14 protein-coding genes, 1 riboswitch and 1 other annotated feature are annotated in these 13,926 nt (G+C 37.7%); of the genes, 7 read left to right on the top strand and 7 right to left on the bottom strand.

Going from position 1 to position 13,926, the window contains the following annotated elements; all coding sequences use genetic code 11:
- Window positions 1-70: 70 nt before the first annotated feature.
- Window positions 71-1,216 (top strand): hypothetical protein, encoded by a 1,146-nt coding sequence (locus tag CRO45_RS09390; protein WP_097149409.1) that lies wholly within the window; start codon window positions 71-73, stop codon window positions 1,214-1,216.
- A gap of 99 nt (window positions 1,217-1,315) precedes the next feature.
- Here the strand turns inward: CRO45_RS09390 and CRO45_RS09395 are convergent, their stop codons facing one another.
- The 3 genes from CRO45_RS09395 to CRO45_RS09405 all read right to left on the bottom strand — a co-directional run bounded on the left by CRO45_RS09395 (window position 1,316) and on the right by CRO45_RS09405 (window position 4,268).
- Entirely contained in the window at window positions 1,316-2,113 is a 798-nt protein-coding gene (locus CRO45_RS09395; protein ID WP_097149410.1) for an ABC transporter ATP-binding protein, read from the bottom strand.
- Window positions 2,106-3,140 carry an ABC transporter permease gene (locus CRO45_RS09400; protein ID WP_097149411.1) on the bottom strand — a complete coding sequence of 345 codons (1,035 nt, stop codon included), beginning with the start codon at window positions 3,138-3,140 and terminating at the stop codon, window positions 2,106-2,108. The genes CRO45_RS09395 and CRO45_RS09400 overlap by 8 nt, the downstream gene beginning before the upstream one ends.
- Before the next feature lie 111 nt (window positions 3,141-3,251).
- On the bottom strand, window positions 3,252-4,268 hold the full coding sequence (locus tag CRO45_RS09405; RefSeq protein ID WP_097149412.1) for an ABC transporter substrate-binding protein: 1,017 nt from the start codon (window positions 4,266-4,268) through the stop codon (window positions 3,252-3,254).
- A 393-nt stretch (window positions 4,269-4,661) separates the two neighbouring features.
- Window positions 4,662-4,706, top strand: a riboswitch (PreQ1 riboswitch).
- Between the two features lie 6 nt (window positions 4,707-4,712).
- On the opposite strand from CRO45_RS09405, the gene CRO45_RS09410 reads away from it, so the two are divergent.
- The 6 genes from CRO45_RS09410 (at window position 4,713) to trpA (ending at window position 10,150) form a co-directional block, all read left to right on the top strand.
- Complete coding sequence (locus CRO45_RS09410; RefSeq protein ID WP_097149413.1) at window positions 4,713-5,204, top strand: QueT transporter family protein; 492 nt, start codon at window positions 4,713-4,715, stop codon at window positions 5,202-5,204.
- 196 nt (window positions 5,205-5,400) lie between these two features.
- Window positions 5,401-5,642, top strand: a binding site (T-box leader).
- A gap of 77 nt (window positions 5,643-5,719) precedes the next feature.
- Window positions 5,720-6,754 (top strand): anthranilate phosphoribosyltransferase, encoded by a 1,035-nt coding sequence (gene trpD, locus CRO45_RS09415; protein ID WP_097149414.1) that lies wholly within the window; start codon window positions 5,720-5,722, stop codon window positions 6,752-6,754.
- Complete coding sequence (trpC, locus tag CRO45_RS09420; RefSeq protein WP_097149415.1) at window positions 6,754-7,551, top strand: indole-3-glycerol phosphate synthase TrpC; 798 nt, start codon at window positions 6,754-6,756, stop codon at window positions 7,549-7,551. Before trpD ends, trpC begins: the two co-directional genes overlap by 1 nt.
- Entirely contained in the window at window positions 7,552-8,175 is a 624-nt protein-coding gene (locus CRO45_RS09425; protein ID WP_097149416.1) for a phosphoribosylanthranilate isomerase, read from the top strand.
- Complete coding sequence (trpB, locus tag CRO45_RS09430; protein ID WP_097149417.1) at window positions 8,175-9,371, top strand: tryptophan synthase subunit beta; 1,197 nt, start codon at window positions 8,175-8,177, stop codon at window positions 9,369-9,371. Before CRO45_RS09425 ends, trpB begins: the two co-directional genes overlap by 1 nt.
- Entirely contained in the window at window positions 9,368-10,150 is a 783-nt protein-coding gene (trpA, locus tag CRO45_RS09435) for a tryptophan synthase subunit alpha (RefSeq protein ID WP_097149418.1), read from the top strand. Before trpB ends, trpA begins: the two co-directional genes overlap by 4 nt.
- A gap of 50 nt (window positions 10,151-10,200) precedes the next feature.
- On the opposite strand, the gene CRO45_RS09440 is transcribed toward trpA, so the two are convergent.
- From CRO45_RS09440 to CRO45_RS09455, 4 genes are all read right to left on the bottom strand, one after another.
- Window positions 10,201-10,845 carry a CPBP family intramembrane glutamic endopeptidase gene (locus CRO45_RS09440; RefSeq protein WP_097149419.1) on the bottom strand — a complete coding sequence of 215 codons (645 nt, stop codon included), beginning with the start codon at window positions 10,843-10,845 and terminating at the stop codon, window positions 10,201-10,203.
- A gap of 185 nt (window positions 10,846-11,030) precedes the next feature.
- Entirely contained in the window at window positions 11,031-11,969 is a 939-nt protein-coding gene (locus CRO45_RS09445; RefSeq protein ID WP_097149420.1) for an L-threonine 3-dehydrogenase, read from the bottom strand.
- Window positions 11,970-12,111: 142 nt separating this feature from the next.
- Entirely contained in the window at window positions 12,112-12,438 is a 327-nt protein-coding gene (locus CRO45_RS09450) for a YolD-like family protein (protein WP_097149421.1), read from the bottom strand.
- A gap of 36 nt (window positions 12,439-12,474) precedes the next feature.
- The gene (locus tag CRO45_RS09455; protein ID WP_097149587.1) at window positions 12,475-13,737 is read right to left on the bottom strand and encodes a Y-family DNA polymerase; all 1,263 of its coding nucleotides are present in this window, start codon (window positions 13,735-13,737) and stop codon (window positions 12,475-12,477) included.
- Window positions 13,738-13,926: the final 189 nt, after the last annotated feature.

Raw genomic sequence — 13,926 nt, forward strand, 5'->3', positions numbered from 1 at the left:
GGCGAGTCAATAAAAAGCACCTCCTAGTAAGTTGATATGTTCATCATACTAGGAGGTGAGGTGATCTTATATGCGTAGTTTTATTGGGGGCTTACGATCTTTATTTGCGAATCCTGAGTTACTTGCGATTTCACTTAGTTTACTTGCGAAATCTGGAAATTTATTTGCGATTTTCGTTACTTTATTTGCGAATTCCAGCTACTTATTTGCGATTCCTGAATTACTTGCGATTTCGCGTAGTTTACTTGCGAAATTTGGAACTTTATTTGCGATTTTCGTTACTTTATTTGCGAGTTCCAGCTACTTATTTGCGATTCCCGAATTACTTGCGATTTCGCGTAGTTTACTTGCGAAACCCGGGTCTTTATTTGCGATTTTGAACGGGTTATTTGCGGTTTCTGGCATCTTATTTGCGATTCCCGAATTACTTGCGATTTCGACTGGTTTACTTGCGAAATTTGGATACTTATTTGCGAATGCCTATACTTTATTTGCGAGTTCCAGCTACTTATTTGCGATTCCTGAGTTACTTGCGATTTCGAGTAGTTTACTTGCGAAATCTGGAACTTTATTTGCGATTTTCGTTACTTTATTTGCGAGTTCCAGCTACTTATTTGCGATTCCCGAATTACTTGAGATTTCGCGTAGTTTACTTGCGAAATCTGGAAATTTATTTGCGATTTTCGTTACTTTATTTGCGAGTTCCAGCTACTTATTTGCGAATCCTGAGTTACTTGCGATTTCGCGTAGTTTACTTGCGAAATCCGGGTCTTTATTTGCGATTCCCGAATTACTTGCGATTTCGCGTAGTTTACTTGCGAAATCTGGAAATTTATTTGCGATTTTCGTTATTTTATTTGCGAGTTCCAGCTACTCATTTGCGATTCCTGAGTTACTTGCGATTTCGCGTAGTTTACTTGCGAAATCCGGGTCTTTATTTGCGATTTTGAACGGGTTATTTGCGGTTTCCGGCATCTTATTTGCGATTCCCGAATTACTTGCGATTTCGCGTAGTTTACTTGCGAAATCTGGAACTTTATTTTCGATTTTCGTTACTTTATTTGCTAGTTCCAGCTACTTATTTGCGATTCCTGAATTATTTGCGATTTCACCTGGATTACTTGCGAAATTTGGATACTTATTTGCGAATTCTGGCACTTATTTGCGAATTCCGGCAACTTATTTGCGAATTTCACCCAGCTACTTGCGAAATTAAAGCCTGCTCACTAATAATTCAGAACCCCCTCCCCATAAAAATTAAAAAGAAAAACCCGCTCCCAAAAGAGCAGGTTCTCCTATACAAAATCCTAATTCATTAACTTCCCAGTAACGCCTTATCAGAAGACATTTTTTCACCGCGGATGTGTTCGAATTCAGTCATTAGATCAGGGATGGTTAAGGTTGGTTTTTTGGCTTCATCAATTTCTAGAATGATTTGACCTTTATCCATCATAATCAAACGGTTCCCTAAATCAATCGCTTGTTGCATGTTATGCGTAACCATCAACGTTGTTAAGTTGTTTTCCTCAACAAGTTGTTTCGTTAGATTCGTTATTAACTCCGCACGAGATGGGTCTAGTGCAGCTGTATGTTCATCTAACAAAAGAATGGATGGTTGGGTAAATGTCGCCATTAATAAAGACAGTGCTTGACGTTCCCCACCTGACAACAATCCAACTTTTGCATTTAAACGGTTTTCTAAGTTTAAAGATAGCTTTTCTAACGATGTTCGGAAAAAGTCTTTGCGCTCACGGTTTACGCCGAATCGTAAACCACGTTTTTTATTTCTTGAATAAGCAATAGCTAGGTTTTCTTCAATTGTCATCGTTGGCGCTGTACCTGCCATTGGATCTTGGAAGACACGCCCGATATATTGTGAACGTTTAAACTCAGGTAATTTTGTTACTTCTTTTCCATCGATTGTAATGGCTCCGAAGTCTGGTGTTAATGCCCCTGAAATCATATTCAGCATCGTCGACTTCCCTGCACCATTACTACCAATAACAGTAACGAAATCACCAGGTGCTAAATGTAAATTGATATTGTTTAAAGCTACTTTTTCATCCATCGTACCTTCATTAAAAATCTTATTGATTCCTTCTAGTTTAAGCAAGGTCATTCCCTCCCTGCGTTACTAATTCTCGTTGCTCTCTTAATCGTTCCAAACGTCGTTTTTCTTTACGCTTTTTGTCACGTTGTTTACTTACTAGTTGAGGGATAACAAGTGCTAATACGACAATAATAGCCGTTATTAGTTTCATATCACTAGAATCTAACCAAGGCACACGTAATGCAAGCGCGTAAATGATACGGTAGATAATTGCACCAAATACGACTGCAAGTGTCGCTCTAAAGATTGTTTTCGTACCAAAAATCGCTTCACCGATAATTACCGAAGCAAGACCAATTACAATCATCCCAATACCCATGTTAACATCGGAGAATTTAGAGTATTGTGCGATTAACGATCCTGAAAATGCAACTAACGCATTGGATATTCCTAGACCTAAAATCGTATAACGGTCTGTATTTGCCGAAAAGCTTCGAATCATTCTTTTGTTGTCACCCGTTGCACGGATTGCCAAACCAACTTCTGTTTTTAAGAACCAGTCTGCTAACAATTTAATAATTACTGTAATGATTAGTACAATTAAAACTGTACCCCAAGTTCCTGGAGCAGCTGAAGCTCCTAATGACTTCACAAAATTTGATAATGCAGTATCAATGCCTAAAGGACTCCAAAATCCTTGAAACTGTGAAAAAATCGTTTCATTACTTTGTAATTGTATATTCGGCTTAACAATTACATTTTCTGCAGAGAATCCCATGATTCGTAGATTGATAGAATACAAAGCAATCTGCATTAATATCCCTGCTAATAACGCATTAATTTTTCCTTTTGTGTGTAATAGACCAGTCATACATCCTGCAATGAATCCAGCAACGATTGCTATCAATGTAGCTATAATCGGGTGATAGCCTAGTACAATCATCATCGCTGCTGTTGCCGCTCCCGTTACAAAGCTTCCGTCAACCGTTAAATCTGGAAAATCCAACACTCGGAATGTTAAATACACTCCGAGTGCCATAATTGCATAGATGATTCCTTGCTCGACTGAACCAAAGATAGATAAAAACATATTGAATCATCTCCTAGCTTGCTTATTAAAGTTTGTATTACGTTTATAAGTTCCCTCTACTTTGTCACTTCACATCAATAAAGCACAAAGTGTATAAAAATGACTTGCTTTTTATTCTACTACTTCTGCATTCCAAGAGTCTTTAATTTCAACACCGATTGTATCAGCAGTGTTTTTATTTACTACTAATTTTAAGTTCGCAGGGTATGCTGCTGGAATATCAGATGGAGTCGCTTCACCTTTTAAGATCTTCACAGCCATTTCACCAGCTTCATAACCGATATCATAGTAAGAGAAACCAAATGCAGCTAAACCGCCACCAGCTACTGAGTCTAATTCACCTACGATTAATGGAAGTTGGTTTGTATTTGCAACATCTACTACTGTAGGAAGCGCTGATACAACTGTATTGTCAGTAATAATATAAATTGCATCTACTTTACCTAGTAATGATTCTGTTGCTTGTTTTACTTCTGCTGAAGTTGTTACAGCAGCCTCTTCTAATTGGCCACCTTTTGCTTCTAATTGCTCTCTAACTTGATCTACTTGAACAACTGAGTTTTGTTCACCCGTGTTATAAACTGTCCCTACTTTTGTTATACCTAATTCATCGACAATAAAGTTAACTGTCTTTTCAATTGTATCTGGATGTAAATCAACTGTACCTGTTACATTTGCTCCTGGAGCTTCCATAGAACTTACTAATTCAGCACTTACAGGATCAGTTACTGAAGTAAATATAATAGGAATATCTCCTGTTGCGTTTTTAGCAGCTTGTGCAGATGGTGTTGAGTTCGCAAAAATTAAATCTACGTTTTGACTAACTAAGTCTTGTGCGATTGTTACGTTCATACTTTGATCGTTTTGTGCATTGTTATCAACAAACTCAACAGTTAAGCCTGAATCTTTAATCGCATCTTTAAAACCTTGAGTAGCAGCATCTAAAGATGGATGTTCTACGATTTGTGTTGTACCAACTTTATAAGTTTTTGTTTCTTCTGTTGCTTCTTCTCCATTTGAACCATTAGTACTTTCTGTAGGTTCGTTAGAAGAGCTATTACTATTTCCGCCGCCACATGCAGCAAGAAGTAAAATTAGCCCGAATAATAAAAATGATAATTTTTTCATATTTGCTTCCTCCGTTTAAGTTTTCTCATTTCATCGATTCGCAGTCGATGAATTTAGAATATTTTGAATCTAGTGAGTATACGCTATCTTACAGTCACAAAGTTTGTTAGTCAATAAGATTCAGAGCCTGATAATTCACTAAATTATTATAGATTCATTCTAGCATATTAATTTAGTGCTTTAAAGTGCTAAATTTTTTAAATTTTAAATAAAATTATGATTTTTCATACAAAATCGTCACCTAAACCTCCATCTTTTTAATTATATTGACCTAATTCTATATATCTGTTAATATACTAAATTGTGCGTTTTCTATTTGGCAGCATGAATTTCAGTCTAATACAATACGACTTTCGTACTTATAATAGTGCAAATGACGCGATATTGATCACGCGCACCGTGGTTCGAAACCATCCCACGAAAAAAAACTAAGGAGAAATGAATATGAAAGTAAAATTTATCGCAACAACTGGTATTATTGCAGCACTTTATGTTGCTGTTACCCTACTTGTTGCACCGTTTGGATTTACGGAAATCCAATTTAGAGTTTCTGAAATGTTCAATCATTTGGTTGCATTTAGCCCAAGTTTTATGCCTGGGGTTGTCATTGGTGTATTTATCGCAAATTTATTTTCACCACTTGGCATGTATGATTTAGTCTTTGGTGTAGCTCACTCGATTATCACTCTTGGAATCTTCATTTTGATTTGTAAGTTTGTGAAAAATATTTGGGCACGCTTAATTATTAACTCGTTTTTATTCACTTTTACAATGTTCATCATCGCATTTGAGTTACACTTAGCATTCGATATTCCTTGGACATTGTTCTTATGGACATGGTTTACTTGTGCAGTTGGTGAATTTGTCGTATTAGCAGTAGGTACGCCAATTATGTACCTTTTAAATAAACGTTTGAATTTTAAAGATTTAATTTAACCGTTTTAACCGATAGGCTCAGTCCTATCGGTTTTTTTATTTCCCCTGACACACTTTGATTTTTCAGAAAACATTGACAAATAGTAAAATGCAGTCTACAATACAAGTTAATTAATTGTTCGGATACGGAGAAAGGTTGCGGTAGCGCGACCACCGTTAGAGCAGAGCTTAGCCTGAGTTTAGATGAGAATAGCCGAGTAAATTGATGAATAAGAATAGTAGCGAAAATCGTATGGTTAAGAGAGCTAGTGGTTGGTGTGAACTAGTGCATACCTTTCGTGAATGGGTCTTATGAGAGCAGCTGGCGTAAGTTGGCTGACGTCTTTCCTACGTTATAAGGAAGTGTTTATTTAGTTATAACACTATATAAACACACCAAGGTGGAAGTAACTCGTTTACTTCAACAGAGGTGGCAACGCGGTATAAATCGTCCTCTACAAAAGGTATTTTCCTTTTGTAGAGGGCTTTTTTATTTTCATCTAAACCTCCATCAATCATTTAGGAGGAATAAAGATATGACTATCCAATTTTTCACAAACCATGTTAGTAAAGGTGAAAACCTTGACTTTGAAGAAATGGTTCAAGCTGTTGAACTTATATTTAATGAAGAAACATCAAAAAGTGAGATTGCCGATTTTCTTATTGCACTTAGTTTAAAAGGTGAAACCGCACAAGAAATTGCTGCACTTGCAACCGTTATGAAATCTAATGCCCTTAAAGTTCCTGTTCCAGAGGGTACGTATATCGATAACTGTGGTACAGGTGGAGATGGTTTAAAAAGCTTCAATATTAGTACAACATCTGCAATTGTATTAGCTTCAGCTGGAGTCCGAGTTACAAAACACGGAAATCGCAAAATTTCCAGTGCATCAGGAAGTTCAGATGTTCTGCAAGCATTAGGTATACACACGAATTTTACAATTAATGACTCAGTTGATTTATTAAAGGAAGAAGGGATTACCTTCCTTTATGCACCAAATGTTCACCCTAAACTAAAACGGATTGGTGAGGTACGACAAGCAATTGGAAAACCTACAATTTTTAATATGGTGGGCCCTTTAACAAACCCAGTTCATCTGAAAACACAAATAGTCGGTATTAACCGCCCTCATTTCGTAAAGGAATACGCTGAAGTGCTAAATATATTAGGTCGTGAACGTGCAATTGTTGTATCTGGAACACTAGGTATGGATGAAGCTTCCCTATCTAACGACAATACGTTTGCGTTGTTGGAAAAAGGTGAAGTAACGCCATTTGAATTGCGTATGGAAGATTTAGGACTTTCCCCTGCCCCTGTTACTGCATTACGAGGCGGTACACCAGATGATAACGCAGTGATCTTAAAGGATTTATTAAAAGGTAAACAAAGTGCTTACTTTGATGCGGTTTTATTAAATTCTGCACTCGGCCTTTTTGCTTACGGTACGGTTGATTCCATAAAAGAAGGTATTGAAGTAGCACGAGAGGCAATTCTGTCAGGACGTTCATTAGCAAAACTAGAATCCATCATTGGATTTAGCGAAGAGATTTTAAAGGAGCGAGCAGTGTAATGACAATCTTACAAAACATTATTGATTATAAAGAAACGTTAATTCCTACTTTACTTAAAAATAAACCACAGTTTAACGTTGTGGAAAAAGTACGCCCGTCTTTATATGACGAGTTACGTAAATCAAACACACTTCAAGTAATTTCTGAAATGAAGCGCGCTTCCCCTTCAAAAGGATTAATTAACGAAGGAGCCAATCCAATTGAGCAAGCAAAAAAATATGAATCTGCTGGAGCCGTTTGTATTTCTGTATTAACGGAAGATAAATATTTCAAAGGTTCTTATCAAGATTTAGCGGTTATCGCAAATACCGTGGATATTCCTCTACTAAATAAAGACTTCATCATTCATGAAGTACAAATCGATTATGCGAAAGCAGCAGGTGCATCTGTCATTCTATTGATTGTTGCTGCCCTTTCAGATGAAAAGCTAAAGGCATTCTATGATTATGCAACGAATTTAGGGCTCGATGTATTGGTTGAAGTTCACAATGAAGAAGAACTTGACCGCGCACTTGCAATTAATCCAAAAATTATCGGTGTGAACAACCGTGATTTAAAAACATTTAACCTTGATTTAGCTCAAACTGAAAAACTTGCCGAAAAAATAAATGCAATTCATGATATCGCGTTTATTAGTGAAAGTGGTATATGGACGAATGAAGATGCAGAGCGTGTAGCAAAGGCTGGCGCTCGTGGGGTTTTAGTTGGTGAATCTTTAATGAGAAGTGGAAATGTGGAAGATGCTTTGAAATCTTTACAGGTCAAACTACCTGAGATTGTTGAGGTTGTGAAATAAATGGTTAAGGTAAAAATTTGTGGACTGAAAGAAGTAGAACATGTTCAAGCAGCAGTAGCAGCAGGTGCAAGTTTCATAGGGTTTATGTTTGCGCCAAGTAAACGTCAAATTTCAGTTAAACATGCAACGGAACTAGCAAAACACGTTCCCTCTCATGTAAAAAAAGTTGGTGTATTTGTTAATCCATCTGAAGATCAGGTACACGATACCGTTAAACAAGTGGGTCTTGATTATGTTCAATATCATGGCAATGAAAGTTCAGAGTTCATTGAAAATCTTGGCTACCCTTCCATTAAAGCATTTTCAATTAGAGGGTATGAAGATGTTGAAAAAGCTAGTAAATACAATGTAGATTATTATTTATTCGACGCACCAGGAACTGATTATGCTGGTGGTAGTGGGCGTGTATTTGATTGGTCATTATTAGATCAACTATCTATCTCAAAAGACCGAGTCATTTTAGCAGGTGGATTAAATAGTGGTAACGTCCAGCAGGCCATAAAACAGGTTTCCCCTCATGGAGTCGATGTTTCAAGTGGTGTTGAACGTGACGGTGCAAAGGATTCAGATTTAATAAAACAATTTATAGAAACAGCTTGCGAAAAAAGGAGTGTATTGAAATAATGACTACTACAACTACTAAAAAAGGTCGATTCGGTCGTTTTGGAGGACAATTTGTTCCTGAAACGTTGATGACTGCATTACAAGAACTCGAGGAAGCTTATGACAAATTTAAAAATGATGAAGAATTTCAAAATGAACTTAACTATTACTTAAAGAATTACGTCGGTCGAGAAACTCCTCTTTATTTCGCAGAGCGACTAACAGCTCAGTTCGGTGGTGCAAAAATTTACTTAAAACGTGAGGATTTAAACCATACTGGTGCACACAAAATTAATAACGCTTTAGGTCAAGCGCTCCTTGCAAAACGTATGGGCAAAAATAAAATCGTTGCAGAAACTGGGGCTGGTCAACATGGTGTTGCCACTGCTACTGCGTGTGCCCTACTTGGTATGGAATGTATCGTTTATATGGGTGCTGAAGATGTGAAGCGTCAAGCATTAAACGTATTCCGTATGGAGCTACTTGGCACAAAGGTAGTTGGAGTTGAAAAAGGTTCTGCGACTTTAAAAGATGCAGTGAATGAAGCACTTCGTCACTGGGTAACAAATATTGAAGATACGCACTACATTTTAGGTTCTGCTATGGGACCTCACCCGTTCCCTACTATTGTTCGTGACTTCCAACGTGTCATTGGGGATGAAACTCGTAAACAAATATTAGAAGTAGAAAACCGTTTACCAGATGCTGTTGTTGCATGTATTGGTGGAGGTAGTAATTCAATTGGTATGTTCTACCCATTCGTCGAAGATTCAGATGTTGCATTATACGGTGTAGAAGCTGCTGGACATGGTATTGAAACTGGTAAACATGCTGCTGCTATTAATGGCGGTCAAACAGGCGTTTTACACGGAGCATTTATGTATTTGTTGCAAGACGAAAACGGCTTTGTGCAAGAGGCTCATTCCATTTCTGCAGGTTTAGATTACCCTGGCGTTGGACCAGAGCATTGTCATCTACATGATTCTGGTCGTGCCACTTACGTTAATATTACGGACGACGAAGCATTAGAAGGTGTAAAACTCCTATGCAAAACTGAAGGAATCCTTCCTGCCCTGGAAAGTGCCCATGCTATTGCTTACGCTTCAAAATTAGCAAAAACAATGTCTCCTGATGAGATTCTTGTCATCTGTTTATCGGGTCGTGGAGATAAAGATGTTCATACCATTTCTTCTGCACTTGGAGGTGACTTAACATGAGTCAATTAAAAGAGACGATTTTGAAAACTACTGCTAATGGAGATAAAGCATTCGTTCCATATATCATGGCTGGAGACGGTGGTTTAGATAAGCTTCAACCTACGATTTTAAAGTTACAGGAACTTGGAGTAACAGCGATTGAAGTGGGTATTCCTTTCACAGATCCAGTTGCGGACGGTCCAACAATTGAACGTGCTGGTGAACGTGCATTAGCGGCAGGTACAACTTTACGAAAAGTAGTAGAAACTTTACAAGGCTTTGTAGATCAGGTTACTGTCCCTCTTGTGGCGATGACTTATTTAAATCCAATTTTAGCTTACGGTGTGGAGGATTTTGCACGTGACGCAAAAGCGGCCGGTATTCGTGGGATGATTATTCCTGATATGCCATTGGAAGAAAGCGAGATTGTACACCCTGCCTTTAAAGCAGAAGGCATTGCCCTTGTTCAACTTGTTTCTTTAGCAAGTTCATCTGAACGAATTGAACGTTTAACTAAAGCAAGTGAAGGTTTTATTTACGCGGTTACTGTGAACGGAATTACTGGTGCTCGCCAAAGCTTTGCGGATGAATTAGGCGAACATTTTAAAAAGCTACAATCTTATACGGATACTCCTGTATTAGCTGGATTCGGGATTTCAACACCTGACCACGTTAGAAACTTCGGTGCGATTTGTGATGGTGTGATTGTCGGTAGTAAAATTGTCGATAGTATAGCAAATGATGACTGGGTTACGATTGAGGAATTAGTGAAAGCTTCAAAGGTTGCTCCTGTGAAGTAAGTTAAAATTACCGCCCATTAAAATGGGTGGTAATTTTCGTTTTAAGAGCTCTACAATAAATACGGTATCACCAGAATCGCAAAAACGTTTGCAATAAAGTGAGCAAATGCACTAATCCATACATTATTCGTTTTGTAGAAGATTACTCCATATAAAACACTATTGATGAAAATAAATACTAAGTCATATGCAACAACTAAGGTACTTCCCATTGACATATGAGCTATCGAAAAAATGAGCGATGTAATTATTATTGCTGGAGCGATGGGAAGTGCTATATTTAATTGTTTTTGATAAAACCCACGCCACGCAATTTCTTCGCCGAAAGCCAAAAACGCTAGTTGGAGTATTAGCAATACAATTTTATCTAAGGAAAGCATACCTTCCGTTCTTCCATACAGATGATCTATGTATTCTGGTAAAACAAATTTTGCACCCACGATACAAACAATATTCATGAGTATAGGTAACAAAATTAAAATCCATATGTTTGTTTTGTTTAAATTAACGTTATTTATTTTTGTACTTAAACCACTGTTATCTGAATTTTCCTTATTACTTGTTTCGTGAATAATAAAAAACACGACACCTATGATTACAGATATTCCTGCAATATTCATATCAAAAAGGCTTGCAAATGAAACAATGGTCATTGCTATGATTGCTAGTAAATTTATTTTCTTAATTTCAGCCAATTTTATTAAGCACTCCTTTCCTTAGTCTTATTTTTGATAATCCCCCTTTTCCATTTTACGCCTTCATTGTAATTTTATTGTGAATTATTGGTTTTTATTTTGTCATTAAAGTTAATAATTTTTGTTCATTTATAAAAATAAACCTAAATCACTATCGATTTAGGCTCTCAATAATCATCTAACTTTCACCTTAACTTAGTTTTTAATTTCCCTAACATATCCACTGTCATTTTTTCCAAATCATATTCTACTTTAAATCCCCATTCTTCAATTGCCGCTGATGAATCAATAGAATTCGGCCAGCTATCTGCAATTTTTTGGCGAACAGGATCCACCTCATAAGTCATTTCAAAAGTAGGAATATGTTTCTTAATTTCAGCTGCAATTTGTGAAGGTTCAAAACTCATTGCAGATATGTTAAATGCGTTACGATGCTTTAAATTTGATGGGTCTGCTTCCATTAAATCTACCACTGCCTGCAGGGCATCCGGCATATACATCATATCCATATACGTCCCCTCTGCAATATAGGACGTATACTGTCCCTCTTCGATGGCTTTATAGTAAATTTCCACTGCATAGTCGGTGGTTCCTCCACCTGGTGGAGTCACATATGAAATTAATCCCGGGAATCGGACACTACGTGTGTCAACACCGAATCGCATAAAATAATAATCACATAATAACTCCCCTGCTACTTTATTTACCCCATACATAGTAGTCGGTCGTTGCAATGTATCTTGCGGCGTATTGTCTTTTGGTGTGGAAGGACCAAATGCACCAATGGAACTCGGACTGAAAAATTGTAAATTTAACTCCCGAGAGACTTCAAGGGCATTCATTAACCCACCCATGTTTAAGTTCCATGCAAGTAATGGGTTTTTTTCAGCAGTAGCGGACAATAATGCAGCTAAATGAATGAACGTATCCGCATTAAATTGTTTTGCAAGCTCATACATTCTTTTTGACTCCATAACGTCTAGCACTTCAAAATGACCATCAATTTCTTCAGGCTTACGGATATCTGTTGATAATACATTCTCTCTGCCATAAAGATTGCGCAATTTTTCAACTAATTCAGAACCAATTTGTCCAAGCGCCCCCGTAACGAGTATTCTCTTCACACCGTCGCCTCCTAGATTGAGAATGAAAAAAACCTTCGACCGGTAAATTTCACGTTCATAAAAAACTCAATCTATCTTATGCGACTTGCTCGTAGATGTACTACAACCTGCGGGCATAGGGAATATTTTTATTCATTTAATCCTATTCAGCAATTGTGAGGGATACACCGAAAATAGAATGAAAAGGAATAGCACGCCCATCTTCAAGATAAAGCGTTGCATTTGTTTGATTTAATTTCGTAATGATCCCTGTTGCTTTATATATTTGTTTTTCTTCCCAAACTTTTAGCTCTACTTCCCTTTTTTGATTGTAGGCGAGTTGTAATTGTTCACTTAACTCCTGAAGTGCCCACTCATCCAACTCTGGCTTTTTCACGTATTTGTCTTGCTCTTGCCATTCGCGTAGTAGCTTCACATGTTCAGGTAGCATCATAGCCGTCCATTTAATATTTCCTCGGTCTCGAATCATTTGATCGCCCCCTTTTTGTGCAACAGTTTTAAACCATTATTTCTTATGTCCACCTAACAACTGAGCACGTTTCATCGCTGTTCCAGCTTCAGTATAAGATACCGCACGTAATACAGATGTCGTCCCGTATTTTGAACGCAATCTGTCCATTGTGGCACCGAGCTTTCGCTTTCTCCATTTGGATTGGTCAAATAAGCTAAGTTGCATAGAGCGTTCTGATTCTAATTTCGTAAGACTAATATCGATATGCCTTACTGGTCGCTCCGCGTAAAACTCGTCTAATAATTGCTGACAGACTTTAAAAATTTTCATCGTGTCATTGGTTGGTTCATCAATGGTCCGCGCACGATGGAAACCACCACCAAATGCATCTTTGCTATAAGTTACACCAAGGGTTATTGTTCTTCCCACTTGATAGGCTTCTCTTGCCCGTCTTGCCACCTCTTCACACATTTCCAACATCACTGTTAGAATCTCATCTCGATTTCGATAATCGCGCATGAGCATTTGTCCTTTTCCAAAACTAATTTGTCCTTGAACAAGAGGTGCGCCAAGGGGAGACAAATCAATTCCCCACGCATGATGGTAAAGCTGATTGCCCATAACGCCAAATCGTTTCTCAAGCATTTGCAAGTTGGCGTTAGCTAAATCACCTACTTTAAAAATCCCCATATTATTCAACGTGCGTTCTGTCCTTCGACCAATTCCCCACATTTCGGATAACGGAGCAATGGGCCACAATTTTTTGGGCACATCCTCGTACGTCCATTTTGCAAAACCTGTTTTCTTTGCATCTAAATCAAGGGCTAATTTTGCCATCAACATGTTTGGCCCCATTCCAACAGCACTTGGAATTTGAAACTGATTATAAATACAATCTTGAATGTATCGGGCTGTTTCTTCTGGCGGTCCCCACAGTTTTTCAGTACCTGTTAAATCAACAAAACTTTCATCTACGCTATATACATGAATCGCTTCTTTCGGCACAAACTGATTAATTAAATTTGTAATTTCCATAGAAGTACGAACGAAAAGTTCCATTTTCGGCTCAAACAATTTAATATCGGGATGCTTTGGAATTTCATATAGCCGTGAACCCGTTTTAATGCCAAAACGCTTTTTCATCGGTGGAGATGCTGCAAGGACAACACTTCCCTTTTGCTGAAAGTTCCCCACTACCGCAATCGGGACTTCCATCGGATCCAAATTCTCAAGTGCCGCCATACAACTTGCATAGAAGCATCGCATATCAATACACATAATTGAACGGTTCGGCAAATTTTCATATAGCGAAAACATTTCTGTTTGATTTAAATTTACATCATATTCTCTTAAGCTACTCGCAAGCATCCAAACACCTCCAAACTGACATTATTCACGACTTAGTATATGCGAACGTTTGTTCTTTAATTCATTTTAAAATGAGACGGTTGAGACCGCAAGTGGGAGTTTTTGGGGATTTCGGTTATATGTTGACATCAATCTACG

It is taken from the genome of Ureibacillus acetophenoni (genome assembly GCF_900220965.1).
GTDB lineage: Bacteria > Bacillota > Bacilli > Bacillales_A > Planococcaceae > Ureibacillus > Ureibacillus acetophenoni.